Below are 25,828 nucleotides of genomic sequence, written 5' to 3'. Positions count from 1 at the left end.
CCTTTGGTCGAGAACTGTTGACGGCGTCAATTTAGCTTAGGCTAAGTTGGCGATCCGGCTGCTGGCAGCTGCCTTCGACGTCGGCAGCAGGCCATATTCGGAGGCAATTCTATCTGCGGCGTTGTGGCCACCCGGCGCGCGGTGTGGTTGCCCGCGCCGGGTCTGTCAGGATTACAGCATGAACGAGGAACAATCAGGCTCGGAAGACCAGCCCATCGTGGTGGATCAGACCGACAACCGTTCCGTCGTCCCGTTCGTAGCGGCCGCGGTGATCGCGGTCGTCGTGCTCATCGGCATCGTGCTCGGCGGGCTGCTCTCCCCCGCTGAGAAAAATGTCACAGAGGCCGATCGGCTCACGGCCGCCGTCTCCAACTATATCGACGCCCGCTCGCGCAGTGAGCTGCGTCCACCGCCTGGGGTCGCGTGCCCCGGCTTCGACGAGGAGAAATCCGGACTGTCCGAACGGCTCGGCGGCCCGAAATCGGCCGTGACGATCGACAAGAAGGGTTTCGACAAGGCGACCGTCAACGGCGATCGGGCCAAGATCGACGCCACCGTGCAGATCGGCGACACGACGTCCACCAGCACCTGGAACCTGACCCGGGTCGACGGCGCCTGGCTGGTCTGCACGCCGTGAACCGTTTGACATCGTGACCTGTGCCGGGGCAATCTCGGATCGCAAGGTCATGAGTACCAGCGCCAAGCCCCGGCTCGCTGGTCGGCAACCCTCCTCCGCGGTGGGGTGCTCCGGGTGACGACCTGGCCGTGCGCCGGACAACCGCCACGGCAAGAGCGGATTCACGCAGGAGGTTTCGACATGACTTACGCCGGCGACATCACCCCTGAGAAGGCGTGGGAGATTCTGACCGAGCACCCCGACGCGGTGCTGGTCGACGTGCGCACCGAAGGTGAGTGGGCACAGATCGGCATCCCCGACACCAGCTCGATCGAGCGCCCGGCCCACTTCATCGAGTGGGTCGACGGCACCGGCACCCGCAACCCGAAGTTCGCCGCCGAGCTCGAGCAGGCGCTGGCCGAGCGCCCGGCCGACGCGCCCGTGGTGTTCCTGTGTCGCTCCGGTCAGCGCTCCATCGGCGCCGCGACCGTGGCGACCGCGGCGGGCATCGCCCCGTCCTACAACGTGCTCGACGGTTTCGAAGGTGGCCCCGACGCGTTCGGGCAGCGCGGCAACACCGGTTGGCGCGCGGTCGGCCTGCCGTGGCGTCAGGCATAAGGAGAAACGCATGATCACCGGTGGTTCGTTCGACAAGCCACTGCCCGAGGGCGTCGGCCCCGCCACCCTCGGCGTCCGCGGCGGCCTGCGCCGCTCCGGCTTCGAGGAGACCTCCGAGGCGCTGTACCTGACCTCGGGTTTCGTCTATGAGAGCGCCGAAGCCGCCGAAGCGTCGTTCACCGGCGAGGTCGAGCACTTCGTCTACTCCCGCTACGGCAACCCGACGGTGGCCATGTTCGAGGAGCGCATCCGCCTGCTCGACGGCGCCGAGGCCGCGTTCGCGACCGCGTCGGGCATGTCCGCGGTGTTCACCGCGCTCGGCGCGCTGCTGAAGGCCGGCGATCGCCTCGTCGCGGCCCGCAGCCTGTTCGGCTCCTGCTTCGTGGTGTGCAACGAGATCCTCCCGCGCTGGGGCATCGAAACCGTCTTCGTCGACGGTGACGACCTCGAGCAGTGGGAGCAGGCGCTCTCGGTGCCCACCCAGGCCGTGTTCTTCGAGACCCCGGCCAACCCGATGCAGACCCTCGTCGACGTCCGCAAGGTCACCGAGCTCGCCCACGCCGCGGGCGCGAAGGTGGTGCTGGACAACGTTTTCGCCACCCCGCTGCTGCAGCGCGGCTTCGAACTCGGCGCCGACGTGGTCGTCTACTCCGGCACCAAGCACATCGACGGCCAGGGCCGCGTCCTCGGCGGCGCCATCCTCGGCGCCCAGGACTACATCGACGGCCCCGTCAAGAACCTGATGCGCCACACCGGCCCCGCCCTGAGCCCGTTCAACGCCTGGACCCTGCTCAAGGGCCTGGAGACCATGCCGCTGCGCGTGCGCCAGTCCACCGAATCGGCACTGAAGGTCGCCCAGTTCCTGGAGACCAGCAAGTCGGTCAACTGGGTGAAATACCCCTTCCTGGAATCACATCCACAGCACGCCCTCGCCACCTCGCAGATGTCCGGCGGCGGCACCGTCGTCACCTTCGAACTCGCCGGCGACGACGGCAAGAAGCGCGCCTTCGAGGTCCTCAACCGCCTCCGCATCATCGACATCTCCAACAACCTCGGCGACGCGAAGACATTGATCACCCACCCCGCCACGACCACCCACCGAGCGATGGGCCCTGAGGGCCGCGCGTCGATCGGGTTGAGCGACGGTGTGGTCCGCATCTCGGTCGGACTCGAGGACATCGAGGACCTCCTCGGCGACCTCGATCACGCCCTGAGCTAGGTCCAGCGGAATGCCCAGGGTCAGCCTGTCGAAACGAACGTCGTCGGCTGGTCCGTCCTTGGGCAGTCGAATCCTTCGATGGATTGGCAGACTCTTCGAATGGCTACTGGCCCTGTTGTTTTGACAGTTGCCGAGCTGTCATCGACTGGTGCGGCCGTGACTGGCTGATAGGCTGCCAGCGACATCCTCGGGGAGGGAATGACATGATTCGCTTGGCCAGATCTGTCTGCGTCGCACTCGGAGTGGCGGGCATCGCGGCCGCGATCGTCGGCTGTGATGCGTCGGGGGAGGGCGGTTCGACTCCGACTTCGACGTTGTCCGTCAACGGACGTGAGCTCGCCAAAAGCGTGCCCACCGGGTTCGATCCGTGCACGGATGTTCCCGAACAGGTACTGACCGAGGAACGGCTCTATAAGAAGGAGCCGACAATCACCGAGGCGCCAGGCGGGGTTGTCTGGAAGGGCTGTGGCTGGGTCTACCGGGGCGGTGGCGGCTACACCCTGAGTGTTCGGATGACCAATCTCACCGTGCCGATGGTGCGCGAGCGCCACTTCCAGGATGCCGCCGAGTTCTCGGTCGGTGGTCGTGAGGCGATTTCCACACGGCAGTTCGAGGGGCCGAACATCAAAGACGTGTGCACGGTCAACGTGGCGGTACAGGCCGGCAGTGTCGAGTTCACCGTCGTCAACCCGCCATCCGGGCGCGACACCGGCCATCTGGACTCCTGCCAGATCGCGCGATCTCTCACGGAGAGAATCGCACCGTCGATCCCGGGAAGTCTCTGAACCGCTGTATTGCATTGAAGGAGGGGAAAATTGGCGGGAGAAAGTGGCGGGAGCCCGTTCACCGGCTTGATCGAACAGGCGCGGTCAGGTGCCTTGAATCTACGCATGGAGCCTGAGGAGTTCGCACGAATCGATCACGAGTGCACTGAGTTTCAAGACACGATCCGTCAGATTCAGACCGAGATGACATTCATCTCGCAGATTCAGACGTGGGGCATTGGTGATGATGCGGATTCAGGTCTGTCGTCGGCGCGAGTGATGGCATCTCGTTTCCGCAGCAAGGCGCGTGGCGGTGATGACTCCTTCTACGACGTCCTCGAAGAGCACTACACCATCGTCGAAGACATCCGAACCTTGCACCAACTGATCCGCGATCGATTGATGGCTGCTGATGCGGAGTGGGCTGGCCGCTTCAACGCGCAGGTGACGGCCCTAGAACAGGCAGGGACGAAATGACCGGCACCGAACCGGTGAAGATCCCACCGGCGACCGAGATCCCGCTGTGCTGGACTCACAAGGGGATTCTGGCTGCGTTCGAAAACGTCGCGACCGACCCAGCCAACGGCGCCGCAACGAAATACCGAGAATCCGGAACCAAGTGGACGCAGGCGCTCGAGCAGTTTCGCCAGCGCATGCAGGTCTCGATCGCTTCGGCTTGGGAGGGTAGTTCTGCGGACGCATCTGTCAACGCGATCCGTCAGTACACCACCGACGCAGACAAACTCACGCCTGCATTTACCGCCATGAGCGATCAGGTCACAGCCGCCGCCACATCCGCGGTGAATACCAAAACATCCCTACCGGGCGAAGTGGATCCTGGCTTCCTCGATAGCATGCCGTGGAACAAGGCGGTCGTTCGTGGGCAGCGTGAGGACGCCGAAGACGACGCGCGCGACGTGATGAGCAACAAATATGTGGCTCCCTTCGCTGGCACCGACAATGCGATCCCGGTCTTGCCGCGACCGACCAACCCGACTCAGCCACAGGACGACCCGGGAGACGACCCCGCCGGCGGCGACACGGACAACGGTGGCGGCCAACCGGATACGGACTCCGGGACAACGCAGCCATCGACAACCACCCAGGACGACTCGTCGGAAGATCCGGCAGAGGACTCCACTTCCGAGGATTCCACAACCGAAGATCCGTCGTCGACGGAAGACAGTTCGACCGATGACGATGACGGCACAGATACGACGCCGGCCGACACCGACCAGGATACGAATTCCCCCTTGACCACACCGGCTGCCACGTCCCCTGCCGGAACCAACCCCGGCTCCCCGGGGACCAGCCCTGGGTCGGGCGGTGGGCCCGGCGGTACCAGCGGGCTCCCCGTCGCTGGCACACCGGGAGCAGGCAAAGCGGTACCGGGCACCTCGATAATTGCGCCGCTGGCGGCCGCTGCTTCCACGGGTGGTGCAGCAGTCGCCGGTGGCCGTGGAGCATCCGGCATGCCGGGCATGATGGGGCCGGGTGCAGGCCGGGGCAAAGACGACGAGTCCGAACATAAGACACCCGACTACCTGATCAATGAGGCCAATACGGAAGAACTCCTCGGCGAACTTCCCTTGGTGGTCAGTGGTGGGGTACTCGGTGGCAACTTTCCCTCCGCCAACTCACCCCGTGAAGACCGGCAACAGCCCCGCACCGGGAGCAATTGATGTCCGAATGGAACTGGGAACCCGATGACTTCGCCGCCCTGTGGCTGAACGAGGCCCGTGACCGTTTCCCTCGTCCGCTGCACTTCACGAGTCGCTTCCGCTACCGCGAAGGGTTCGACGAACACTGCCGCGCCGTCCGCGGCCGATACACGGCCGACGAGACCGCGGCAATCGACCGAGCTCTCCGTACCCTGGAGACCTCGGTACTGCGCGTCGAGGTCTTTGCAGAAACCGGCGCAGCCCGCTCCCACAACCACACACAGCACCGAATCATCGGCGTCCGCGACCTCTACTACGCAGTCATCGCTGCCCAAACCGTGATCGACGGGGTCGATGGACCGATCTGGGTCCGCCAAGGCCGCCCCGAGAACCTCGGAAAGGGAATCGCTTCCCGCGTCCCTGACTGTGCGCCAGGCCGGCAACGTCCCGAAGAACTCCATCCACGAGAGCTCGAATACGAGCGTGACAACTACTTCGTCGATGTCGCCCGCAATACGCCGCGCGAGCGATACCTACGCCTCATCGATCGCCCGATGACCGGCTCCGGATCGGCCTCCATCCGCGCCGGTAACCTCCACAGCCGGTCCGATCCCACTCACTTCATCGAATGGCTCGACTACGCCGACGACGGCCGCTACCTGCAACGTAGAACCGTCGACTCGATCCACATCACACCGGGCGACAACACGGCGTTAGCCTCGCAGCTGACTCGATGGATTGACGCGCACCTGCGAGCAATGCGTGATCAGCAGGAGACTAACTGGTGAGGAGGCCACCCGCCGGGTCGTACAGGACCACCGCGGTCGTTCTTTGAAATGTGGTAGTCGTTATGAGGAGGTGTCAATTGTGACGCAAGGGTGGTTCAATCATTATGACGATCCCGATGAATTCTGGGACGAGGAGCCGTTGGATCGGCGTAGGCCATTCGCCTCTGCCAAGCATGACGAGCCAACGAAGGAAAGCGGCCAAACGGCATATAATCAGGAGTGGCCAGGTTCCCTCTCAACTCCGGCTAGATACACGCAGCCGATGCCGACTGAAACAGTGCGAGCGGAGAGTCTGCTCGCCGGCGGCTCAGCGGCTGATTCTCGACTGAATCCGGATCGACGCGGCTCACGCTTTGTTGCCATGGAACTTGATCGGGGATTTCTGCCTACACAGATTGAATTCAGTCAAAGTTGGAGTCGATATGTCGGGCCACATGAGGTCGGCGGTGAATTGACGCAAGCCTACCAGTCTGCGGCCTCTGATCGATTAGCGAGCGTGTACTCCATCAACCCTAGGCCGACACCACAGGATGTTAGCGAGTCGGCGGTTCCGGACACGCGGACGATCATGGCTATGCTACTTGAAACTGCGACTTGGGGCGAGTATGTCGAACTCTTTAATGACATGACTAAGGATGCTGAATATAGAGTGCACGGATGCGTATCTCTTGATGGAGAAAACTCGGTCACTGTGTATGCTGACCGTACTTATATGCAGTCGATTGCGGTATCGCCCAATTGGGTCGCTTCGGTCGACACCCATCGCCTCGCTGACGAACTAATATGGTGCGCGAACCAGATCAGATCGCTGCGCCCGGTATTCGCTACAAAACAGGATTATTCGCAATATAGCGACGAGGATCTCAAGTATCATATGGATCGCCACAGAGATTACCTCGTTAGTGGAGGGGTGGAAGCGCATGGCCGATAAACTACAGGTTTCACTGGACCTTATGGTCCATGCTGCCAGTAAATGGTACGAAGCTGCGTCTCATCTCGCAAATGCGGCGGCCAAGCGTCCGACTGTAGAAATCGGTGAGAATCAAGCTGGAACGTTTGGGCTCGCACTCGTAAAGTATGCGCCCTCCCCGGGGTATGTCTCGGATATCCTACTTGAGGGAGAAGTAGTCTGCCGCGATATAGCCGAAGTGTTGCAAACTGCGCACAGGGCGTACGCGGAGGAAAACGGTAGGTTGGCCGACTCGCTTAATAGGCAGAGAGGCGAGTTTGACACGCAGCGGGAAACATCGTGACAGATACTCGCGGAGAGCTTGAGAAACAAATCGCCGCAATCCGATCTAGCGAGAACGCTATCGGCAACCTTCCTCAAAAGGTCCAGGATTGGCACGGAGATCTCGTCAAGATTATTCGAACCGGTGGTTACAGCGGAGCTGTGGTCAATCCCGCCAATGCACTAACCGTAGAGGCGCAGGTTGACTTGGCCTGGGGGAATCGAGACAAGATTAACACTGCGCTTGGAGAAACGGGGCAGAAACTTGCGGAGATGAATCCGGGGCTTGAGATTCCAGTCACGTTCATGGACTTCGCATATCAATGGCGCATGATCAGAAATGATATCTACGCGGCGCGGACTTCGTTCGGTGAGACGGATTTGATCGGTGAATGGACCGGAGATGCCGCTACTCGATATCGTGAGCTGCGCATTCGGCAAGACAAGGCCTTTCCGGCTATGTCTAGCCTGTGTGAAAATATCGCAGTGAATTTGGAGTCTGTCGCCGCGGCTGAGCTAACTCTGTATACAACCTTAGCGACGCAAGCGCAGCAACTGGTGGAAAAGGTGACGTCATTCTGTGCAAAGATGGCGTCATCCTTCTTTAACCTACCTTTCGGCCCCCTGACGGCTTCGACTGATCTGGTCACAGTTGTTCAGGCTTCGAACACCTTCATACTTGGAATAACGTCTTCAGTCGCAACCAGCGCTCAAGCTAACCTTAAAGCGGCGAACAGTATTGCGTCGGATCTGAAGGTGCAGCAGGATATTCCAGATAATCACTGGCCTCCTGGGGTAGTGGCATCATATGGAAGCGGTGCAGAAGGGCTACGTGTAGCACTCGGCGATGCTTCGGTCAACGACGGAGACAAATCGGACTGGTCGCATGAGGCGTAGACGCTATCTTGTAATCGCTAGAATTGCGGCATGCTTCTTCATGGCTTCAGCATCGATGCTGATATTCGGCTGTTCAGTCGAACCGTCGCCAGCGCCATTGCCTACAGTCGAACCAAAAGCCGGCATAACTTTATCAGATCTGTGCACTGCTCTGAACGTATTCTTCGTGAACGAGTTGCGTGCACGCGATCTGCACACTGAAGTGGGTTCTGGCGACCTAAATGGCGTTCCTTTCCCGCAAGAGGCGAGCTGCGGTCTGCGTCAGTTGAATGACGATGGTCAAAGCGGGGCGATCAACATGAAGCGCACTCCCGACATCTCCCACCCTGCTGAGGTATGGCGACAGGAAGGGTATAGGGAAATTCTCGGGATGGGCGAGCGCATCTGGGTAGAGGATGTGACCACAGATCCAGTCTGGGCAGACTTTCCCAGAATATCTTTTGTTACGCGAATAGGTGAATGGAACGGGTCCTTCACAATCTACGAGTACAACACGGTGACCGAGAGCGGAGCATTGCACCTGACGGACGAGAACAAGCGGAGAGCTGCAGAATTCGTCATCGACTGGACTCGGAGGGTTGCTGAGACCCAGCCGAAGTGATCGTGTGACCGTGGAGGACTCCAGCCGGTACGAACTAACGAGCTATCGCCGAAAAGGCCGATCCTCCATCAGCCTTTCGGGCGGCGTCGTCCGCATCTAGATTGGGCCTCGAAAACATCGGCGACCTTCTCCTCGACGACCTCGACCACGCCCTGAGCTAGTACGAACAGGAATCGGCCCTGGACCGGATAGTCCAGGGCGATTCCTGTTTCGGTGCTCACCGGCCTACCGGACCGGGTCGTAGACCGGGAACCCGAGGTACTCGGCGACGGTTGCCATGTACTTGCCGTGGGTAGAACGACTTCACCACCTGCCCTTCTCGGATTCGAGCAACTCGTCGATCGAGGTGGCCGTTCTGAGCTCATGGCGGGGGATGGCGCTGGTGTTGGGCCGTCCGGCAACTTTGCGCGGAATGATCTGGGTCGAGGAGACGGCGGGCACGATGAAGCCGACCCGGTGGTTGTGCCGGGTCAGCTCGTAGACCTCGCCCGACTCTACGAGGGCGACCATCGCGGACGGGTTCTGTCGCAGCTCGCCGACACTGATGGACTTCATGACGCCCAGTATGGGGCGCAATTGGCTACCAACGCCTACGTCGATCGTAGGACGAGACGCCTGTAGGTTGTCTTCGGCGTCACGAGGGCCTTGCGGTGTCGAGTTTCGCGATCACCTCGTCGATCTTGTTGATGACGAAGAGTTCGGTGCCTGCGTCGGTGTCGATGCGCAGGCGGGTGCGGAGGCCGCCGCTGAACACGCCTCCGTCGGGGCTTTGCTGCCCGAGGGAGCGGAGCTGGGCCAGTGGGGTTTCCCAGCGCTTGCCGCCGGTGATCGCATCGAGGTGGGTGGGCATGAAGAGGAGACGGGTCTCGGTCAGGTAGAGACATCCGCCCACAGCCCGGCTGCCCTGCGTTCGATTGGCGAGCTTGCGCCAGACCACGTTCTCGGATGCGCCCAGTGCTGGGCTACCGATCCACCATCCCATCAGTCATTCCTTTCGATCTCGGAGTTCGTCACAGTGGATCGACAGCCGGCCGGGCACCGTTAATCGTGCCCGGCCAGGTGCCGGATCAGATTTTGTCGGCCTCGCCGTTGGACAACGCCTTCTGGAGCGAGTTGAAGACCGTCAAACCCTGGCCGACCATGCCGTTGACGAGTTCGCCGACGCCGTCGGGCCCGTTGAGGACGGTGAGGTTGGCGTTCGCGAGGCCGTTGGAGGCTTGTTTGACGATCTCGGGGAGTTGCTCGATGAGCAGCTGGTCCAGGGCGATGCGGTTGTTGGAGGCGGCGGCTTCGGCCTGGATGCGGGTGCGGTCGGCTTCGGCCTCGGCGAGGATGCGGACGCGTTCCGCTTCGGCCAGTGCGGGTTTCACGACTTCGGCCTGCAGTTCCTGCTCGCGCAGTTCGGCGTTCTTGCGGGCCTGCTCGGCCTGAGCGGTGAGGACCGCCTGCCGGGCGATGGCGTCGGCGAGCGGACCGGCCTGTGCCGCTTCGGCATTGGCCTTGTCGATGTCGCGCTGATACTGCGCCTTGAGGATCGAGGTCTCGCGCTCGTATTCGGCCCGGCGGCGCAGGGATTCCTGTTCGGCCTCGGCGGCGCGCTGGGCGGCCTGGGCCTGGGCGATCTGGGCGTCGCGCTGCACAGCCGCATTGTGCGGCGCGGCAAGGGCATTGATGTAGCCGAGGTTGCCGTCGTCGATGGACTGGATCTGGAACGAGTCGACCCACAGGCCGATATTGCCCATCTCCACCTTCGAGGCGAGCAGGACCTCGTCGGCCAGCTTCTGACGTTCGCGGATGATCTCCTCCACCGTCATCGAGCCGACGATCGAGCGCAGGTGACCGGAGAAGATGCGGCCGGTCAGCACCGACATCTCCTGCTCCTGCTCGGAGAGGAAGCGCTGTGCGGCGTTGACGATGGACGGGGTGTCGTTGGCGACCTTGAACGCGATCACCGCCCGCACGTCGAGCTGGATCGCCTGCTTGGTGACACAGCGCTCCTTGATCTCGGATTCGAACATCGCCAGCGACAGGTAGCGGACCTTGCGGAACAGCGGCACCACCCAGGTGCCACGGCCGATGACCACCTTGAACGGCGCGTTGTCCTTGGTCTTGGCGCCGCTGACCAGCATGGCTTCGTCGGGATCGGGAACGTGATAGCCCAGCATGTTCATTTCTCCTCTGTGAGCGGAATCCAGGCGACGACATCGACCAGGCGGCCCGGATGGACCGCGACGATCAACACCGTCGAACCCGCGGCGATCGGTTCGTCGGCGCGAGCGAGGTAGGTCTCGGTGCCCCCGCGAATCGCGACGAGGACCTCGCCCAGCGCACCGGCCGCCCGGATCGGCGACGTGAGGGTTCCCGTCAGGCCGTGCACCGGGTCGATCATCGCGCTGAGTCTCCTTGTCTCGCACCGAATGACGTCAGCGTACGACGCCCGGCCTGTCGGTGGGTTTCGATTTCCTTATTGACAGCATTCTGTCAAACATGACAGGATGCTGTCATGTCGATCTCAACAGTTCATGTAGCCGTCTACGACACCCTCGCCGACTGGGAGGTGGGCGCGGCGACCGCGCACATCGCCAACGGCAGCTGGCATCGCGAGCCGGGCAAGTTCCAGGTCAAGACGGTCGGTCTGAGCGCAGAGCCGATCACCACGATGGGCCGGATGCGGGTGACGCCCGACCTGGCGATCGCCGATCTCGACCCCGCGGACAGCGCGATGCTGATCCTGCCCGGCGCCGACCTGTGGGGTGGTGACGAGCTGATTCCGTTCGCGCACAAGGCGAGACAGTTCGTCGCGGCGGGCGTACCGATCGCCGCGATCTGCGGCGCCACCTTCGGGCTGGCCAGGGAAGGGCTGCTCGACGACCGCGCGCACACCTCCAACGCGGCCGAATACCTCGTCTACAGCGGATATTCGGGCGCCGATCGCTATGTGGAGGCGCCGGCCGTCACCGATCGCGATGTCATCACCGCCGACGCCATGTCCCCGTTCGAGTTCGCGCGGGAGATCTTCGCCCGCCTCGACCTGTACGAGCCGCGCGTCCTCGACGCCTGGTACCAGTTGTTCGCACAGAAGGACCCGGCCGGGTACGCCGTACTCGCCGACTACGAAGGGAGCCTCGCCGGTTGAACGAGGAACAGGACTTACTCGACGGCGCCGCGCTCACCGTCTACCGGCTCAACGGCCAATTCCTCACCATCGGTGACGGATTGGCCGCACCCGCCGGGATCTCCGTCGCCTGGTGGCAGGTGATGGCCGCCGTGCAGGAACAGCCGCTGCCGGTCGCCGGGATCGCCCGCGCCATGGGCATCACCAGGCAGAGCGTGCAGCGGGTCGCGGACCTGCTGGTCGGCAAGGGGATGTGCGAATACCGCCCCAACCCCGCGCACAAGCGGGCCAAGCTGGTGGCGGTCACCGAGGCGGGTGAGGCGGCCATCCGGCGCATCGATCCGCAGCACGCGGTGATGGCGCGGCGGCTGGCCGACGCGCTCGGACCGGCGGCGTTCGCCGAGACCGTGGCGGTGCTGACGCGCCTGTCCGCCGCCCTCGACACGATCATCGCCGCCGACGAGTCGGCTAGTTGAACATCGCGACACACCAGCGGTCGAAGTCGTGCAGGTTCTTGCCCTGTGCCAGCGTCGGCCAGTACTGCTCCTGCGCCAGGACGATGAAGCGGCTCCGGCGGCTGTCGGTGAACGCGTGCGCCTTCCAGAACTGCACCGGGTTGGCGGTATCGGGAGTCTGCCAGCTGTAGGCGTTGTACGTCAGAAAGCTCTTCTTGTTCGGCGGCAGCTGGTCGATCGCCTTCGAGGCGTCGGACTGCTCGGGGTAGGCCAGCACGACGTAGGTCGGTTTGCCGACATGACCCCAGCAGTCCCAGGCGTCGGTCCAGTTGCCGAGCCGGAGGGCGTCGTTCTTCGGCGCGCGCACCTTGCCGTCGGATTCGTGCCAGCAGCTCTGGTCGTCGTACCCGGTCGACCCGTCGGGCTCGACCAGCGCGGGAAACACCTCGGCCATCTCGTCCGGGCTGGTGCCGCTGTTGTCCACGAAGACGACCGCGGCGACCACGAGGAGGACGACGGCGACGATCGCGCCGAGCAGCCCGAGAATCCACCCGTTCCCCGACGACCGGCGCGGCGGCACACCGTAGGGCGGGCGCATCGGCAGCTGTTGTCCCGGCGGCATGGCGTAACCACCGTTGGGGTAGTAGCCGGGCGCGTTGGGCGGGTAGCCGGGGTTCGGCTGATAGCCGGGGTGGCCGGGCCGATAGCCGGGCATGCCGTTGGGTGGAGCCGCCGCCCCTGCGTGTCTCGCCGCTTCGCCGGGCGCCGACCACCAGTCCCCGTTGCCTTGCACATCTCCCCCTTGGGTACCACCAGCGTTGGTCACCCTATCAAGATGCGCGGCGGTGCCGATGGGCGTCGGCCCGCCACGGAGGCAGCATCGCGCCGCGCCCGGACGGAACGGCTTACGTGGTCTGATGTGGACTTGCTATGGTTTCGGTCAGAGATAGCCGCGTCCAACGGAACGGATCGGATATGTCACAAGCAATCGCAGCAGTAGGCGCAGTACTGGCAGCCCTCGGCGCGACGATGGCCGGGCAGATCGGGGCGGCGCACGCCGCGGATCCAGCAATCCTCGGTGGCGGTTCCGGCATCGGCGTCAACGACGCCACCTGCACGCTCACCACGATCGGGCACGATTCCGGCGGCCGGCTGGTCGGGATCACCGCCGCGCACTGCGGTCCCCAGGGCGCCGACATCACCGCCGAGGCGAATCGCGACGCAGGCGTCGTCGGCAAGATCGCCTACCTCAACGAAAAAATGGACTACGCCGTGATCACCTTCGACCCGGCCGCGGTCGTTCCGGTGAACCGCGTCGGCAACACCACGATCACCGGGACCGGCGGTCCCGCGCAGTTCCCCGCTATCGCCTGCAAAGAAGGCCGGACCACCGGCCAGACCTGTGGGATCACCTGGGGTGACCCGCTGCAATCCAACATCGCGACCGTGACGCAGATCTGTGTCATCTCCGGTGACTCCGGCGGACCTGTCGTGGTCGGGACCACTCTTGTCGGCATGGTCAACGGGTACTTCTACGTGCCGTGCATCGGACCGGAGGTTGGCATGAATATCACCGATATCCTCGGCGACATCGATGCGCGCGGTGGTGTCGGAGCGGGATTCCGCCCGATCTGACGGGGATATCAGCCGGCGACACCGGGCTTGCGGTCGGTCAGCACGCCACTCGCGAGGGCTCGCTCGACCAAAACCACACGCTTCTGGTTCTGCGGGAAGTCGTCGACCTGGAACGTTCGGTACAGTGCCCGCAGGTGGGTCTTCACGGTGGCGATGCTGAGGCACAGATCCTGTGCGATCCGGCAATTCGACGCGGGGTAGCAATGCGCGATCTCACTCCCGCAGGACCCGCACAGCGCCTCCAGCACCAGGTATTGGGCATCGGTGAGCGAATTCCGTGATACCCGCAAGACGGGCGTCGTCGGCACTTCCTCGCCCAGCAAATGGGTGCCCTCGCTGAACGTGAACACCGTTTGCCCGACCTTGAGGGTATCGCCGGATTCGAGGGTGTGGCGACCGCCGATGCGCTCGCCGTTGACGAATGTCCCATTTGTCGACATTCCGTCATCGACGACGACCCAGCAGTCACAGATCTGCTCGATGACGGCGTGCAGACGCGACACTGTCGAATCCTCGGAAACCGCGATGTCGGCGGCGTCCGAGCGCCCGATGGAAATGATGCCCGCGTAGCGATCGAGGCGGTACTCGCGGCGAGTTCCATTTCCGGACTCCAGGGTCAGTGTGCAAACACCGGGTGGGCGCGGCCACACATGCCGGTCCACTGCCGTGCTCATGTTGTTCCCGAGTGTCCTAACGCCGCTCGATATGGCCATGACCTGCCCTTTTCTGTACCCGCTGCGCCACAAGCTCGCGGTCTGCCATGGATCCAGTGTGCGCGCGCGGCTACGCCGAGTACATGAGTAGTCGACCACTCGAATGTGTCGCAGCCCTGGAGGAACCAGGAGTCCTGGTCGGGCGAGGGATGAGGGTTTCCAGCCCTGGGCCCTCGCTCACCATCGGCATCGCGTTCTACTTCAGCTGCGTCTCTGAGCAGCGGTAGCCGGACAGCACGAAGCCCCCGCCGACCGGTAGGTGGCGAGGGCGACGGTTGGTGCGGGCTCAGTTCTGCAGGCCGACCTCGATCTCCAGGGTGAGGGTGATCTTGTCGCCGATGACCGCGCCGCCGTCGGGGAGCGGCATGTCGATGTCGAGGCCGAAGTCGCGGCGGGAGACCACGGTCTTGGCTTCGAATCCGGCGACCGGGCCGTTGCCCATGCCCGGGTTGACGCCGAGGAATTCGACCTCGAGTGAGACCGGCTTGGTGTTGCCGCGCACGGTGAATTCGCCGTCGACGACGAATTCACTGCCCTCGCCGCGGAATCCGGTGGAGGTGAAGGTCATCACCGGGAACTGTTCGGCGTGGAAGAAGTCGGCGGTGCGCAGGTGGCCGTCGCGCTGGGCGTTGTCGGTGGTGAGGGAGTCGACGCGGATCTCGGCGTGGGCGGAGACGGTGCCGTCCGCGCCGACGACCAGTGCGCCGTCGAAGTCGGTGAAGCGGCCGCGGACCTTGCTCACCATCAGGTGGCGTACGGAGAAGCCGACGGTGGAGTGGGTGGGATCGATGGCCCAGGTGCCTGCGGTGAGGCCGGTGGCGAGTGCGGTGGTCATGAGTGCTCCTTCTTGGGGTGGGTTCAGCGGGGGAGGTTGGCGGCGAGCAGATCCTCGAACGGGGTCGTCTCGGTGTAGGGGTCGGTGGGCCGGGTGGCGGTCCGGCCGAGCAGCAGGCCGGTGAATTCGGCTGCGGCGCGGTCGATCCGGTTGTTCAGTGCCTGGTCGGCGCCGTGCGCACCCCAGTCGGTCGATGCCGCGTAGACGGCGGTGGGGACGACGATCGAGCGCAGGTAGGTGAACAGCGGGCGCACCGCGTGCTCGAGCGCCAGTGAGTGGCGCTCGGTGCCGCCGGTGGCGCCGGTCAGCACCGGCAGTCCGGCCAGCGAATCCGGTTCCAGCACATCGAAGAACGTCTTGAACAGACCGCTGTAGGAGGCGCTGAAGATCGGCGTCACGGCGATCAGCCCGTCGGCGGAGACGACCTTGTCGATCGTCGTCCGCAGTGCGGGCGGTGGGAACCCGGTGAGCAGGTTGTCGGCGAGATCGCGGGCATGGTCGCGCAGGTCGACGAACTCCAGCTCGACCTCGCCGCCCGCCGCGCGCAGGTCGCGAGCGGTGGCGGTGGCCAGGCGGTCGGCCAGCAGCCGAGTAGACGAGGGCTGCGACAGCCCGGCCGACACCACCGCGATGCGGATGGTCATGCGGTCACCTCCGTCGTGGTCTTGGCGGCGAGCAGCGAGGCGTGTGTCGGCGCGTCCGGCACGTGCGCGGGGCGACGGGCCGCGAATTCCTTGCGCAGCACCGGAATCACCTCCTCGCCGAGCAGGTCGAGCTGTTCGAGCACCGTCTTCAACGGCAGGCCGGCGTGGTCGACGAGGAACAGCTGACGCTGGTAGTCGCCGAAGTGCTCGCGGAAGGTGAGTGTCTTCTCGATGACCTGCTCCGGGCTGCCCACGGTGAGCGGGGTCTGCTCGGTGAACTCCTCCAGCGACGGCCCGTGTCCGTAGACGGGCGCGTTGTCGAAGTACGGCCGGAATTCCCGGATCGCGTCCTGGGAGTTCTTGCGCAGGAACACCTGTCCACCGAGACCGACGATGGCCTGGTCGGCGCTGCCGTGCCCGTAGTGCTCGTAGCGACGGCGATACAGGTCGATCAGTCGCTGGAAATGGTCGGTGGGCCAGAAGATGTGGTTGGCGAAGAATCCGTCACCGTAGTACGCGGCCTGCTCGGCGATCTCCGGGCTGCGGATCGACCCGTGCCAGACGAACGGCGGCACGTCGTCGAGCGGACGCGGCGTCGAGGTGAACGACTGTAGCGGCGTGCGGAACTTGCCCTCCCAGTCCACGACGTCCTCGCGCCACAGCCGGTGCAGCAGATGGTAGTTCTCGATCGCGAGCGGAATGCCGTCGCGAATGTCCTTGCCGAACCAGGGATAGACCGGGCCGGTGTTGCCGCGGCCGAGCATCAGGTCGACCCGTCCGTCGGCCAGGTGCTGCAGCATCGCGAAGTCCTCGGCGATCTTGACCGGGTCGTTCGTGGTGATCAGCGTCGTGGAGGTGGACAGCAGGATGTTGTCGGTGCGGCCCGCGATGTAGCCGAGCATGGTGGTCGGCGAGGACGGCACGAAGGGCGGATTGTGGTGCTCGCCCATCGCGAACACGTCGAGACCCACTTCCTCGGCCTTCTGTGCGATCGCGACCATCGCCTTGATCCGCTCGGCCTCGGTCGGGGTGCGGCCGGTCGTGGGATCGGTGGTCACATCGCCGACGGTGAAGATTCCGAACTGCACGGGCCCTCCTTTGGTTGCCATGGCAACTATAACCAGCGAAGGGTGGAACCTATTCCGGTGAGACGCAGCTCACATCGGCGGTCAGTCCGGGAAGGGGGTGCGGGTGCGGCCGATCAGGTCGGCCACCGAGTCGACGACCAGGGTGGGGCGGAACGGATACTTCTCGACCGAGGACCTGGTGGAGATGCCCGTGGTGACCAGGATCGTGCGCAGGCCGGCTTCCAGGCCGGAGATCACGTCGGTGTCCATCCGGTCGCCGATCATCACCGTGGTCTGGGAATGCGCGCCGATGCGGCGCAGCGCCGAGCGCATCATCAGCGGGTTCGGCTTGCCGACGTAGTACGGGTCCTTGCCGGTGGCGTGGGTGATCAGGGCGGCCACCGAGCCGGTCGCGGGCAGGACGCCGTCGCGGGACGGGCCGGTCGCGTCGGGATTGGTCGCGATGAAGCGGGCGCCGCGGTCGATCAGGCGGATCGCGGTGGTGATCGCCTCGAACGAATAGGTACGGGTTTCACCGAGGACTACGTAGTCGGGGTCGACGTCGGTGAGGACATAGCCGATCTCGTGCAGCGCGGTGGTCAGGCCGGACTCGCCGACCACGTAGGCGGTGCCGTTCGGGCGCTGGTCGTCGAGAAAGGTGGCGGTGGCCAGCGCCGAGGTCCAGATCGACTCTTCGGGGATATCCAGGCCGGTCTGGCGGAGCCTGGCCTGCAGATCGCGCGGGGTGCGGATCGAGTTGTTGGTGAGGACCAGGAAGGGGATCTCGTTGTCGCGCAGCTCGGCGAGGAATTTGTCGGCGCCGGGGATCAGCTGATCCTCGTGCACCAGCACGCCGTCCATGTCGGTCAGATACGACAAGATCTGCTCATCCTTGGCGGTCATCAGCTAATCATCCGCTGAAACCCGTGCCGGTGCGAGCCACGGCTACCGGACAGTCGCCCGCGGTGTTGGTTAGTGTCGATGCGGCAGGGGCCGCGACGAAGCGAACGACAGGAGTGGCTGAGATGGTTGATCTCAAGCTCGGATACAAGGCATCGGCAGAGCAGTTCGGGCCGCGCGAGCTCGTCGAGCTGGCGGTGGCCGCCGAGGAACACGGTCTCGACAGCGCGACCGTCAGCGATCACTTCCAGCCGTGGCGGCACAACGGCGGGCACGCGCCGTTCTCGCTGGCCTGGCTGGCCGCCACCGGTGAGCGCACCGAGCGCATCATGCTCGGCACTTCCGTGCTCACCCCCACCTTCCGCTACAACCCGGCGGTGATCGCGCAGGCCTTCGCCACCTTCGGCTGCCTGTACCCGGGACGGGTGATGCTGGGTGTGGGCACCGGTGAGGCGCTCAACGAGATCGCTACCGGCTACAAGGGCGAATGGCCCGATTTCAAGGAGCGTTTCGCCCGGCTGCGCGAGGCGGTCACGCTGATGCGCGAGCTGTGGACCGGTGACCGCGTCGATTTCGAGGGCGAGTACTACCACACCGTCGGCGCCTCCATCTATGACGTGCCCAAGGGCGGCATCCCCGTTTACATCGCCGCGGGCGGCCCAGTCGTGGCCAGGTACGCGGGCCGCGCGGGCGACGGTTTCATCTGCACCTCCGGCAAGGGCATGGATCTCTACACCGAGAAGTTGCTGCCGGCCGTCGCCGAGGGCGCGGCCAAGGCCGATCGCGACCTCGCCGGCATCGACAAGATGATCGAGATCAAGATCTCCTACGACACCGATCCCGAACTGGCGCTGCAGAACACGCGTTTCTGGGCCCCGCTGTCGCTGACCGCCGAGCAGAAGCACGACATCACCGACCCGATCGAGATGGAGGCCGCCGCCGACGCGCTGCCGATCGAGCAGGTCGCCAAGCGCTGGATCGTCGCCAGCGATCCCGACGAGGCCGTCGCCCAGATCAAGCCCTACCTGGACGCGGGCCTGAATCACCTGGTCTTCCACGCGCCCGGCCACGACCAGCTGCGCTTCCTCGACCTGTTCAAGCGCGATCTGGCGCCGCGCCTGCGCGCCCTGGGCTGACCGCGAACGTCACTGCCCGGCGGGTTCCGACAGCTCGCCGGGCCGGTTCGCTCGCCAGATGACCCCTTGGGTGGCAAGCACTTCCAGGCCTCGCCGGCCGAGCGACTATCGGAGCGAGCAGGCCGGGTCGGTGGGTTCGGCGGCGAGCGCGTCGACGAGCTGAGCGGCGAGCTGCCGCCGGATCGCGGCGAGCCGCTGGGCCGCCGCGTCGACCTCGTCGAGTTTGCGGCGTAGTTCCTCGACGGAGTCGGGGCAGCCGTCGCCCGAGCCGTCGCCCGCGCGCAGGCAGGCGACGAACGGATGCATGTCGGCCAGCTCGAACCCGACGGTGCGCAGCGCGTGGATCTTACGGACGACGCGCAATTCGACCTCGTCGTAGATCCGGTAGCCGTTGGCGTCGCGGCGCGGCTCGACCAGCCCGTGCTGCTCGTAGTAGCGCAGCGCGCGGGCACTGGAACCGGTGCGTTCGGCCAGTTCGCCGATCAACATGCGACCTCCTCGATGACCGTGGCCGCCAAGATAGACCTTGCCGTCGGTGTCAAGGCAAGAACGCCGCGCGGGCGCTCGCTATGCCCGGCGCAGGGCGAACATGCGCAGGTTGCGCGTGGTGCGGTCGCGGTAGGCGGCGTAGGCGCCGGTGATCTCGATGAAGCGGGTGTACAGGGCTTCCTTGTCCGCGTCGGGCACCGCAGTGGCGACGACGGGGATGCGCTCGCCCGCGATGGCCACGGTGGCCGACGGGTTCGCCAGCAGGTTCCCCGTCCACGCCGGGTGGTGGTCCTGGCCGAAGTTGGAGCCGACCACGTACAGGGTGTCACCGTCGTGGACGTAGAGCAGCGGCTGGGTGCGCTGCGCGCCGGACTTGCGGCCGGTGGTGGTCAGCAGGATCACCGGTGCGCCGATCGGGCCGAGCACGGTGTACTTGGCATCGGTGCGCTCGAGCAGTGCCCGGTCCAGCGGGGTCGCCGTGCGGATCAGCCAGGAACCCGGCTTCGTCGCGCCGAAGCGGTTGGCGGCGCGGTACAGGAGACCGGTGCGGGAACCCCACTGCCGATCCGGGAACTGCGAAGTCATGGGCCGGACTATAACGTGGCCGATCGCGCCACACCGAACACCTGAATCGCCATCGATTAACTAAGCTCGCGACCATGGTCGAACATGCCCCGTCCACCGTGTACATCGCCTCACCCGAGGGTGACACCGGAAAATCCACGGTGGCGCTCGGCGTTCTCCAGATGGTGTGCGCGACCACGGCGCGGGTCGGGGTGTTCCGCCCGATCACCCGCTCGACCACCGAGCCCGACTACATCCTGGAACTGCTGCTCGAGCACAGCACCGCCGACATCGGCTACGACCAGGCCATCGGCGTCACCTACGAGGACGTGCACCGCGACCCCGATGCCGCGATCAGCGAGATCGTGATGCGGTTCCACGACGTCGCCAAGGCCTGCGACGCGGTGGTGATCGTCGGCAGCGACTACACCGACGTCGCCAGCCCGAGCGAGCTGCGCTACAACGCCCGCATCGCAGTGAATCTCGGCGCGCCGGTGCTGCTGGTGGTGCGCGGCGCCGACCGCACGCCGACCGAGGTCAAGCAGCTGGTCGAGCTGTGTTCGAACGAGCTGACCGCCGAGCACGCCCAGCTGGTCGCGGTCGTCGCCAACCGGTGCGCGCCGGACCAGATCGACGAGATCCGTTCCGCCCTGGACGTTTTCGACGTGCCTTCCTGGACACTGCCCGAGGTGCCGTTGCTGATGGCGCCGACCATGGGCGAGCTGTGTGGCGCCATCGGCGGCGAGATCTACAGCGGCGACCCGGAACTGCTGCAGCGCGAGGCGCTCAGGATCATGGTCGGCGGCATGACCGCCGAGCACATCCTGGAACGCCTGTCCGACGGTGTGGTCGTGATCGCGCCGGGCGACCGCTCCGACGTCCTGCTCAGCGTGGTGAATGCCCATGAGGCCGAGGGTTTTCCGTCGCTGGCCGGCATCATCATGAACGGCGGTATCCGCCCCCATCCGGCGATCGCGCGCCTGATGGCGGGCCTGCACCCGAAGCTGCCGATCCTCACCACCGAACTCGGCACCTATGACACCGCGAGCGCGGTGCACCGCACCCGCGGCCGGATGTGGGCGGGCAGCCCGCTCAAGGTCGACACCGCGCTGGCGCTGATGGAGGAGCGGGTCGACGCGCCCGAGCTGCTCGAGCGCATCCAGGTGCCGCCGTCGCACGTGGTCACCCCGCAGATGTTCGAGTATCAGCTGATCGACCGGGCGCGTGCCGATCGCAAGCGAATCGTGCTGCCCGAGGGCGACGACGACCGCATCCTGCGCGCCGCGGGCCGGGTGCTGCAGCGCAAGATCGCCGACCTCACCATCCTCGGCGACGAGACCGCCGTGCGGGCCCGCGCCGCCGAACTCGGCGTCGACATCGCCGCCGCGCAGGTGCTCGATCCGCGCAGCTCCGGCTACCTCGACGAGTTCGCCGCCGAATACACCGAGTTACGCAAGCACAAGGGCATGACGCTGGAGCGGGCTCGCGAAACCATGGCCGACATCTCGTATTTCGGCACGATGATGGTCTACAAGGGGATCGCCGACGGCATGGTCTCCGGTGCCGCGCACACCACCGCGCACACGATCCGGCCCTCGTTCGAGATCATCAAGACGGTGCCGGGTGTCTCGACGGTGTCGAGCGTGTTCCTGATGTGTCTGGCCGATCGGGTGCTCGCCTACGGCGACTGCGCGGTGGTGCCGGACCCGACCTCCGAGCAGCTCGCCGATATCGCGGTGTCCTCGGCGGAGACCGCGGCCCGCTTCGGCATCGATCCGCGGGTGGCCATGCTGTCCTACTCGACCGGCGCATCGGGCACCGGCGTGGATGTCGACAAGGTCCGCGCCGCAACGGTATTGGTGCGCGAGCGGGCGCCGCAGCTGCCGGTGGAAGGCCCGATCCAGTACGACGCCGCGATCGAGCCCGCCGTGGCCAGCGCCAAACTGCCGGATTCGGAGGTGGCGGGCCGGGCGACGGTGTTCGTCTTCCCCGACCTCAACACCGGTAACAACACCTACAAGGCCGTGCAGCGCAGCGCGGGCGCGGTCGCGATCGGCCCGGTGCTGCAGGGTCTGCGCAAGCCGGTCAACGACCTGTCCCGTGGCGCGCTGGTCGCCGATATCGTCAATACGGTGGCCATCACCGCCATCCAGGCTCAGGGAGATGACGCGTGAGCGACCTGGTGCTGGTGCTGAACTGCGGCTCCTCCTCGATCAAATATCAACTGCTGCACGCCGATTCGGCGCAGGTGCTGGCTTCCGGGCTGGTCGAGAAGATCGGCGAGGCGCACGGCGGCCGGATCGTGCACGAGTGCGGTGACCGCAAGCTCGTGCACGAGGGGACGATCGCGGATCACCGGGCCGGACTGCGGCAGGCGTTCGAGATGTTCCGGGAGACCGGCATCGACCTGACCACGATCGGGATCGGCGCGGTCGGGCACCGGGTGGTGCACGGCGGCGAGGTGTTCTGGCAGCCGACGCTCATCACCGACGAGGTCGTGCGCACCATCGACGAGCTGTCGGTCCTCGCGCCGCTGCACAATCCGGCCAATGTGATCGGCATCGAGTCGACCAGGGAACTGCTGCCCGGCATCCCGGAGGTCGCGGTGTTCGACACCGCCTTCTTCCACACCCTGCCCGAGGCCGCGAAGACCTACGCGATCGATGCGAAAGTGGCTGCCGCGCACGGTATCCGCAAGTACGGCTTCCACGGCACCTCGCACCAGTACGTGTCGGCGAAGGCCGCGGAATTCCTGGGCAGGCCCACCGAGGAGCTCAACCAGATCATCTTCCACCTGGGCAACGGCGCGTCGGCGTCGGCCGTCGCCGGTGGCGTCGCGGTCGACACCACCATGGGCCTGACCCCGCTCGAGGGTCTGGTGATGGGGACGCGGCCGGGCGATCTCGACCCCGGGATCATGCCGCACCTGATGAACGTCGCCGGCCTGGACCTGCCCGCGGTCGAGCAGCTGCTCAACCGCGATTCCGGGATCAAGGGCCTGTCCGGGGTGAACGACTTCCGGGAGTTGCAGCAGCTCATCGACAACGGCGACACGGCCGCGAAACTGGCCTACGACGTCTACATCCACCGCCTGCGCCGCTACCTCGGCGCCTACCTGGTGGAGCTCGGCGCCGTCGACAGCATCGTCTTCACCGCGGGTGTCGGCGAGAACAGCGCGTCCGTGCGCGCCGACGCGCTGGCCGGGCTGCAGAACATGGGCATCGAGGTCGACCCGGTCCGCAACGAGACGAGAACCCCTGGCATCCGCGCGATCTCGCCGGAGTTCGCGCCGGTGACGGTGCTGGTGGTGCCGACCAACGAGGAACTCGCGATCGCCCGCGCCGCGCACAAGCTGGTCACCGCCTAGAACCAGGACTTCGCGCGCAGGGAGTTGGCCAGGTCGACGAGGGCGTAGCGGTGCACCCGGTCCGGGGCGTTGCGGGCCAGTGCGCGCAGGCCCGCCTCGGTGCCGTCGCGCAGGTCCCGTTCGTCGAAGGGGCGGCCGAACAGCTTGGCGTCCTGGCGTTTCGGTGTGTTCCCGGCCTGCAGCCAGGCCAGCGCGGTGCCCTGGACCAGGGTGCGCATGAGTGTCGCCCGGTGCTCGCCCAGCGGGATGGACTGGGCGCGGGAGGCGGCCAGGCGCAGCACCTGCTCGTCGAGGTCGGCGACGGGAGCGCTGGTGAGCAGCAACAGGATCGCCGTGGTCTGGGCGGTCGTGAAGTGCCGGGACGCGGCGGGCACGTCGTCGAGGGCGTGCACCGCCTCGCCGACGCGGCCCGCCACCGCCAGCTGCCTGGCCAGGCCGAAGGCCGCGCTCACCACGGCGCGGTCGGTGCGCCAGACGGTGTCGTAATAGCGTTCGGCGAAGGATCGCCACTGTTCGGGCGCGTCGGAATCCCAGTGCTGCAGAATCAGTTCCGCGGTGGCGGCCAGTGCCAGCTTGGGCGCGATCTCACCGGGCAGCACCCGCAGGACCGCCTCGAAGGAGGCGAAGGCTGCCTCGTAGTCCAGTTCGAGCAGGTGCGCCTGGCCGGTGAACCAGTCTGCGCGCCAATCGGATTCGCCAAAGATGCGTTCGAGCAGGTGCAGCACCGCCGCCGATTCCCCGAGGTCGAGGCGGGCGCGTACCTCGGCGAAGACCAGCTCGCCCGCCAGGGTCTCGGGCGCGTTGTCCGGGTCGGCCTCGGCGCGCTCACGGGCGTCGTGCAGCGCTTCGAGTACTCGCTCCGGCTCCAGGTTCGCGGTCGCCGCCAGCAGCGGCGCCGAAGGGTCGGCCGGATCTAGCAGCGGAATCGGCAGCGCCGCAACCACATCGTGGGAGTCCAGCAGCGGGGAACGGCCGACGCCGTCGAGATAGGCGTCGGTCTGGCTGATCAGTTCCTCGGTGCCGAAGCTGGTGCGCTGCGGACTGAAAACGGTGGACAGCTGGGGATGTTCGGAGCCGGTGTCGTAGGCGAGGATCTCCCGCAGCACGCCGGCCAGCTGCGCCGACATCGCCCGTGCCGACGGAAACCGCAGTGCCGGATCGGCTTCGGTGGCTGTCAGCAGGAAACGGTGGAAGAACTCGTAGCGGGCCAGCAGCGGCTCGGCGGCGGGATCGGGAATGCCGTCGAGGTAGCGGCCGTGTTCGCTGGGCAGCGCCAGGGTGAGCGCGGCCAGCGTCCGCCCGACCGTGTACACGTCGGAGGCGGGGGTCGGGCCGGTCCTGGCGATCTCGGGCGCCTGGAAACCCTTGGTGCCGTACAGATTGCCGTAGGCCTCGATGGTGGCGACCGCGCCCAGGTCGATCAGCTTCACCTGGTCCTCGGTGACCATCACATTGTCGGGCTTGAGGTCGTTGTAGGTCAGGCCGATGGAGTGCAGGTGGTCCAGCGCGGGCAGGATCTCCAGCACGTAGGCGATCGCCTCGGCCAGCGGCATCCGCTCACCGGGCGGCAGGGTGTCGAGAATGTCGCGCAGCGATTGGCCGCCGACGTATTCCATGACGATGTAGCCGATGCCGGATCCATCGGCCGCCGTGTGCTCGACGAAGTTGTGGATCTTGACGATGCTCGGATGCGCCACCTCGGCCAGGAACTGCCGCTCCGCCACCGCCACCGCCTGCGCCTCGGCATCACCGGCGTGCAGCAAGCCCTTGAGCACCACCCAGCGGTCGCTGACATTGCGGTCGATGGCCAGATAGATCCAGCCGAGCCCGCCGTGCGCGATACAGCCCTGGATCTCGTACTGCCCGGCCACCATGTCGCCCTCGTGCAGCGAAGGCCGGAAATCATAGGCGGCGCCGCAGGTTTCGCATTTGCCCGCCGACGACGCCGCGCCCGCCGGAGTCGACCGGCCGACCGGATTTGCGCAGCGCCAGCAGAACCGCCTGCCCTCCGACACCACCGGATCGGCCAGCACCGCCGCGCGCGGATCGGCGGGGGAGACGGTCGGGATCGGCACCAAGCCGGCGCCGAGCCTGCGGGTCGGGCGCGATCTGGCGGTGCGCACGCTGCGTCCCGATCGCGCGGTGCTCGGGCCGGTTTGCGGTGTGGAAGACCAGGATTCGGGTGGCGTCGCCTGGGTAGCCGGCGGTTCGGTGGACCGGTGGGCGAGCTCGGTGGCGGCGGCCGCACCGGTGTGCTGTGTCCCGGGTTCCGAGCCGGGGCGCTGGGTGGCTTGGGTGGCCTGCGGCTCCGCCGGCCTGCCCGCGGCGATCTCGGTGGCCGCGTGCGGGGGGAAAATGGGCAGCGGCTGGGTCTCGTCGTCGGCCGGTGCCGGTGGCAGGGTCCAGCCGCCGGGCAGTTCGCCCTCGTCTCGCGGGGTCAGCTGCGTCGGCTGCCGATGCTCCGGATCATCCTGTGCTGGTTCGCCGTTCGGCGGTGGTGTCGTGCTCATGGC

Annotated in this window: 29 protein-coding genes, 1 pseudogene and 1 riboswitch; of the genes and pseudogenes, 16 read left to right on the top strand and 14 right to left on the bottom strand. The window is 65.8% G+C overall.

What is annotated here, in order from left to right:
* Nucleotides 1-46 precede the first annotated feature (46 nt).
* The 10 genes from ACFVAV_RS04315 to ACFVAV_RS04270 all read left to right on the top strand — a co-directional run bounded on the left by ACFVAV_RS04315 (nucleotide 47) and on the right by ACFVAV_RS04270 (nucleotide 8,395).
* Nucleotides 47-637: a hypothetical protein gene (locus ACFVAV_RS04315; RefSeq protein ID WP_379029658.1), complete on the top strand. Its 591-nt coding sequence runs from the start codon at nucleotides 47-49 to the stop codon at nucleotides 635-637.
* A 45-nt stretch (nucleotides 638-682) separates the two neighbouring features.
* Nucleotides 683-799: riboswitch (SAM riboswitch) on the top strand.
* Nucleotides 800-817: 18 nt separating this feature from the next.
* On the top strand, nucleotides 818-1,234 hold the full coding sequence (locus ACFVAV_RS04310) for a rhodanese-like domain-containing protein (protein ID WP_379029655.1): 417 nt from the start codon (nucleotides 818-820) through the stop codon (nucleotides 1,232-1,234).
* 10 nt (nucleotides 1,235-1,244) lie between these two features.
* Nucleotides 1,245-2,453, top strand: a complete 1,209-nt coding sequence (locus ACFVAV_RS04305) for an O-succinylhomoserine sulfhydrylase (protein WP_379029652.1) — start codon at nucleotides 1,245-1,247, stop codon at nucleotides 2,451-2,453.
* A gap of 242 nt (nucleotides 2,454-2,695) precedes the next feature.
* Nucleotides 2,696-3,238, top strand: a complete 543-nt coding sequence (locus tag ACFVAV_RS04300) for a DUF3558 domain-containing protein (RefSeq protein ID WP_379029649.1) — start codon at nucleotides 2,696-2,698, stop codon at nucleotides 3,236-3,238.
* Nucleotides 3,239-3,343: 105 nt separating this feature from the next.
* The gene (locus tag ACFVAV_RS04295; protein ID WP_379029647.1) at nucleotides 3,344-3,694 is read left to right on the top strand and encodes a hypothetical protein; all 351 of its coding nucleotides are present in this window, start codon (nucleotides 3,344-3,346) and stop codon (nucleotides 3,692-3,694) included.
* Entirely contained in the window at nucleotides 3,691-4,899 is a 1,209-nt protein-coding gene (locus ACFVAV_RS04290) for a WXG100 family type VII secretion target (protein WP_379029644.1), read from the top strand. Before ACFVAV_RS04295 ends, ACFVAV_RS04290 begins: the two co-directional genes overlap by 4 nt.
* On the top strand, nucleotides 4,899-5,666 hold the full coding sequence (locus tag ACFVAV_RS04285) for an ESX secretion-associated protein EspG (RefSeq protein WP_379029641.1): 768 nt from the start codon (nucleotides 4,899-4,901) through the stop codon (nucleotides 5,664-5,666). Before ACFVAV_RS04290 ends, ACFVAV_RS04285 begins: the two co-directional genes overlap by 1 nt.
* Before the next feature lie 79 nt (nucleotides 5,667-5,745).
* Nucleotides 5,746-6,597, top strand: coding sequence for a hypothetical protein (locus ACFVAV_RS04280; protein ID WP_379029638.1), 852 nt, complete (start codon nucleotides 5,746-5,748; stop codon nucleotides 6,595-6,597).
* A 318-nt stretch (nucleotides 6,598-6,915) separates the two neighbouring features.
* Nucleotides 6,916-7,794, top strand: a complete 879-nt coding sequence (locus ACFVAV_RS04275) for a hypothetical protein (protein ID WP_379029636.1) — start codon at nucleotides 6,916-6,918, stop codon at nucleotides 7,792-7,794.
* Between the two features lie 166 nt (nucleotides 7,795-7,960).
* Nucleotides 7,961-8,395, top strand: coding sequence for a hypothetical protein (locus tag ACFVAV_RS04270; RefSeq protein WP_379029633.1), 435 nt, complete (start codon nucleotides 7,961-7,963; stop codon nucleotides 8,393-8,395).
* 68 nt (nucleotides 8,396-8,463) lie between these two features.
* Here ACFVAV_RS04270 and ACFVAV_RS04265 read toward each other — a convergent pair whose 3' ends face one another.
* From ACFVAV_RS04265 to ACFVAV_RS04245, 5 genes and pseudogenes are all read right to left on the bottom strand, one after another.
* A complete protein-coding gene (locus ACFVAV_RS04265) occupies nucleotides 8,464-8,616 on the bottom strand; it encodes a hypothetical protein (protein ID WP_379029630.1) in 153 nt (50 codons plus the stop codon).
* Nucleotides 8,617-8,797: 181 nt separating this feature from the next.
* Nucleotides 8,798-8,950: pseudogene (locus ACFVAV_RS04260) on the bottom strand (type II toxin-antitoxin system Phd/YefM family antitoxin); the annotation flags it as partial.
* A 79-nt stretch (nucleotides 8,951-9,029) separates the two neighbouring features.
* Nucleotides 9,030-9,377 carry a hypothetical protein gene (locus ACFVAV_RS04255; protein ID WP_379029627.1) on the bottom strand — a complete coding sequence of 116 codons (348 nt, stop codon included), beginning with the start codon at nucleotides 9,375-9,377 and terminating at the stop codon, nucleotides 9,030-9,032.
* 85 nt (nucleotides 9,378-9,462) lie between these two features.
* The gene (locus ACFVAV_RS04250; RefSeq protein WP_379029972.1) at nucleotides 9,463-10,560 is read right to left on the bottom strand and encodes an SPFH domain-containing protein; all 1,098 of its coding nucleotides are present in this window, start codon (nucleotides 10,558-10,560) and stop codon (nucleotides 9,463-9,465) included.
* Between the two features lie 2 nt (nucleotides 10,561-10,562).
* On the bottom strand, nucleotides 10,563-10,784 hold the full coding sequence (locus ACFVAV_RS04245) for a hypothetical protein (protein ID WP_379029625.1): 222 nt from the start codon (nucleotides 10,782-10,784) through the stop codon (nucleotides 10,563-10,565).
* 114 nt (nucleotides 10,785-10,898) lie between these two features.
* On the opposite strand from ACFVAV_RS04245, the gene ACFVAV_RS04240 reads away from it, so the two are divergent.
* Together ACFVAV_RS04240 and ACFVAV_RS04235 are read left to right on the top strand one after the other, a co-directional pair.
* Complete coding sequence (locus ACFVAV_RS04240) at nucleotides 10,899-11,531, top strand: DJ-1/PfpI family protein (protein WP_379029621.1); 633 nt, start codon at nucleotides 10,899-10,901, stop codon at nucleotides 11,529-11,531.
* A complete protein-coding gene (locus ACFVAV_RS04235; RefSeq protein ID WP_379029617.1) occupies nucleotides 11,528-11,986 on the top strand; it encodes a MarR family winged helix-turn-helix transcriptional regulator in 459 nt (152 codons plus the stop codon). The genes ACFVAV_RS04240 and ACFVAV_RS04235 overlap by 4 nt, the downstream gene beginning before the upstream one ends.
* Here ACFVAV_RS04235 and ACFVAV_RS04230 read toward each other — a convergent pair.
* Nucleotides 11,979-12,758, bottom strand: coding sequence for a hypothetical protein (locus tag ACFVAV_RS04230; protein WP_379029614.1), 780 nt, complete (start codon nucleotides 12,756-12,758; stop codon nucleotides 11,979-11,981). The two genes, ACFVAV_RS04235 and ACFVAV_RS04230, sit on opposite strands and share 8 nt — an antisense overlap.
* A 182-nt stretch (nucleotides 12,759-12,940) precedes the next feature.
* Here ACFVAV_RS04230 and ACFVAV_RS04225 point away from each other — a divergent pair, with 182 nt between their 5' ends.
* The gene (locus ACFVAV_RS04225) at nucleotides 12,941-13,600 is read left to right on the top strand and encodes a serine protease (protein ID WP_379029611.1); all 660 of its coding nucleotides are present in this window, start codon (nucleotides 12,941-12,943) and stop codon (nucleotides 13,598-13,600) included.
* An 8-nt stretch (nucleotides 13,601-13,608) separates the two neighbouring features.
* On the opposite strand, the gene ACFVAV_RS04220 is transcribed toward ACFVAV_RS04225, so the two are convergent.
* The 5 genes from ACFVAV_RS04220 to ACFVAV_RS04200 form a co-directional block, all read right to left on the bottom strand.
* Nucleotides 13,609-14,346 carry an FHA domain-containing protein gene (locus ACFVAV_RS04220; protein WP_379029609.1) on the bottom strand — a complete coding sequence of 246 codons (738 nt, stop codon included), beginning with the start codon at nucleotides 14,344-14,346 and terminating at the stop codon, nucleotides 13,609-13,611.
* 253 nt (nucleotides 14,347-14,599) lie between these two features.
* The gene (locus tag ACFVAV_RS04215; RefSeq protein WP_379029606.1) at nucleotides 14,600-15,148 is read right to left on the bottom strand and encodes a YceI family protein; all 549 of its coding nucleotides are present in this window, start codon (nucleotides 15,146-15,148) and stop codon (nucleotides 14,600-14,602) included.
* Between the two features lie 23 nt (nucleotides 15,149-15,171).
* Nucleotides 15,172-15,792 (bottom strand): FMN reductase, encoded by a 621-nt coding sequence (locus tag ACFVAV_RS04210; RefSeq protein ID WP_379029603.1) that lies wholly within the window; start codon nucleotides 15,790-15,792, stop codon nucleotides 15,172-15,174.
* Entirely contained in the window at nucleotides 15,789-16,880 is a 1,092-nt protein-coding gene (locus ACFVAV_RS04205; RefSeq protein WP_379029600.1) for an LLM class flavin-dependent oxidoreductase, read from the bottom strand. The genes ACFVAV_RS04210 and ACFVAV_RS04205 overlap by 4 nt, the downstream gene beginning before the upstream one ends.
* A gap of 81 nt (nucleotides 16,881-16,961) precedes the next feature.
* Nucleotides 16,962-17,762: an HAD-IIA family hydrolase gene (locus ACFVAV_RS04200; protein WP_379029598.1), complete on the bottom strand. Its 801-nt coding sequence runs from the start codon at nucleotides 17,760-17,762 to the stop codon at nucleotides 16,962-16,964.
* 122 nt (nucleotides 17,763-17,884) lie between these two features.
* On the opposite strand from ACFVAV_RS04200, the gene fgd reads away from it, so the two are divergent.
* Entirely contained in the window at nucleotides 17,885-18,895 is a 1,011-nt protein-coding gene (gene fgd / locus ACFVAV_RS04195; protein WP_379029596.1) for a glucose-6-phosphate dehydrogenase (coenzyme-F420), read from the top strand.
* 105 nt (nucleotides 18,896-19,000) lie between these two features.
* Here fgd and ACFVAV_RS04190 read toward each other — a convergent pair whose 3' ends face one another.
* Nucleotides 19,001-19,384, bottom strand: coding sequence for a MerR family transcriptional regulator (locus tag ACFVAV_RS04190; RefSeq protein WP_379029593.1), 384 nt, complete (start codon nucleotides 19,382-19,384; stop codon nucleotides 19,001-19,003).
* A 78-nt stretch (nucleotides 19,385-19,462) separates the two neighbouring features.
* Nucleotides 19,463-19,969: a nitroreductase/quinone reductase family protein gene (locus tag ACFVAV_RS04185; protein WP_379029590.1), complete on the bottom strand. Its 507-nt coding sequence runs from the start codon at nucleotides 19,967-19,969 to the stop codon at nucleotides 19,463-19,465.
* Nucleotides 19,970-20,043: 74 nt separating this feature from the next.
* Here ACFVAV_RS04185 and pta point away from each other — a divergent pair, with 74 nt between their 5' ends.
* Entirely contained in the window at nucleotides 20,044-22,122 is a 2,079-nt protein-coding gene (pta, locus tag ACFVAV_RS04180) for a phosphate acetyltransferase (protein WP_379029587.1), read from the top strand.
* The gene (locus ACFVAV_RS04175) at nucleotides 22,119-23,315 is read left to right on the top strand and encodes an acetate kinase (RefSeq protein WP_379029584.1); all 1,197 of its coding nucleotides are present in this window, start codon (nucleotides 22,119-22,121) and stop codon (nucleotides 23,313-23,315) included. Before pta ends, ACFVAV_RS04175 begins: the two co-directional genes overlap by 4 nt.
* Here ACFVAV_RS04175 and ACFVAV_RS04170 read toward each other — a convergent pair.
* The gene (locus tag ACFVAV_RS04170) at nucleotides 23,312-25,825 is read right to left on the bottom strand and encodes a tetratricopeptide repeat protein (RefSeq protein ID WP_379029581.1); all 2,514 of its coding nucleotides are present in this window, start codon (nucleotides 25,823-25,825) and stop codon (nucleotides 23,312-23,314) included. The two genes, ACFVAV_RS04175 and ACFVAV_RS04170, sit on opposite strands and share 4 nt — an antisense overlap.
* Nucleotides 25,826-25,828 lie beyond the last annotated feature (3 nt).

Source organism: Nocardia sp. NPDC057663 (assembly GCF_042799895.1).
GTDB lineage: Bacteria > Actinomycetota > Actinomycetes > Mycobacteriales > Mycobacteriaceae > Nocardia.
The sequence above is the reverse complement of the archived record's forward strand: the minus strand, read 5'-3'. Positions and strand labels throughout refer to the sequence as shown.

Bases quoted from the DNA above. Each gene is read 5' to 3' on its own strand.
- ACFVAV_RS04285 (WP_379029641.1), top strand. From the start codon at position 4,899: ATGTCCGAATGGAACTGGGAACCCGATGACTTCGCCGCCCTGTGGCTG.
- ACFVAV_RS04290 (WP_379029644.1), top strand. From the start codon at position 3,691: ATGACCGGCACCGAACCGGTGAAGATCCCACCGGCGACCGAGATCCCG.
- ACFVAV_RS04170 (WP_379029581.1), bottom strand. From the start codon at position 25,825: ATGAGCACGACACCACCGCCGAACGGCGAACCAGCACAGGATGATCCG.
- ACFVAV_RS04215 (WP_379029606.1), bottom strand. From the start codon at position 15,148: ATGACCACCGCACTCGCCACCGGCCTCACCGCAGGCACCTGGGCCATC.
- ACFVAV_RS04210 (WP_379029603.1), bottom strand. From the start codon at position 15,792: ATGACCATCCGCATCGCGGTGGTGTCGGCCGGGCTGTCGCAGCCCTCG.
- ACFVAV_RS04255 (WP_379029627.1), bottom strand. From the start codon at position 9,377: ATGGGATGGTGGATCGGTAGCCCAGCACTGGGCGCATCCGAGAACGTG.
- ACFVAV_RS04310 (WP_379029655.1), top strand. From the start codon at position 818: ATGACTTACGCCGGCGACATCACCCCTGAGAAGGCGTGGGAGATTCTG.
- ACFVAV_RS04245 (WP_379029625.1), bottom strand. From the start codon at position 10,784: ATGATCGACCCGGTGCACGGCCTGACGGGAACCCTCACGTCGCCGATC.
- ACFVAV_RS04190 (WP_379029593.1), bottom strand. From the start codon at position 19,384: ATGTTGATCGGCGAACTGGCCGAACGCACCGGTTCCAGTGCCCGCGCG.
- fgd (WP_379029596.1), top strand. From the start codon at position 17,885: ATGGTTGATCTCAAGCTCGGATACAAGGCATCGGCAGAGCAGTTCGGG.
- ACFVAV_RS04200 (WP_379029598.1), bottom strand. From the start codon at position 17,762: ATGACCGCCAAGGATGAGCAGATCTTGTCGTATCTGACCGACATGGAC.
- ACFVAV_RS04185 (WP_379029590.1), bottom strand. From the start codon at position 19,969: ATGACTTCGCAGTTCCCGGATCGGCAGTGGGGTTCCCGCACCGGTCTC.
- ACFVAV_RS04225 (WP_379029611.1), top strand. From the start codon at position 12,941: ATGTCACAAGCAATCGCAGCAGTAGGCGCAGTACTGGCAGCCCTCGGC.
- ACFVAV_RS04240 (WP_379029621.1), top strand. From the start codon at position 10,899: ATGTCGATCTCAACAGTTCATGTAGCCGTCTACGACACCCTCGCCGAC.
- ACFVAV_RS04305 (WP_379029652.1), top strand. From the start codon at position 1,245: ATGATCACCGGTGGTTCGTTCGACAAGCCACTGCCCGAGGGCGTCGGC.
- ACFVAV_RS04295 (WP_379029647.1), top strand. From the start codon at position 3,344: ATGGAGCCTGAGGAGTTCGCACGAATCGATCACGAGTGCACTGAGTTT.
- ACFVAV_RS04250 (WP_379029972.1), bottom strand. From the start codon at position 10,560: ATGCTGGGCTATCACGTTCCCGATCCCGACGAAGCCATGCTGGTCAGC.
- pta (WP_379029587.1), top strand. From the start codon at position 20,044: ATGGTCGAACATGCCCCGTCCACCGTGTACATCGCCTCACCCGAGGGT.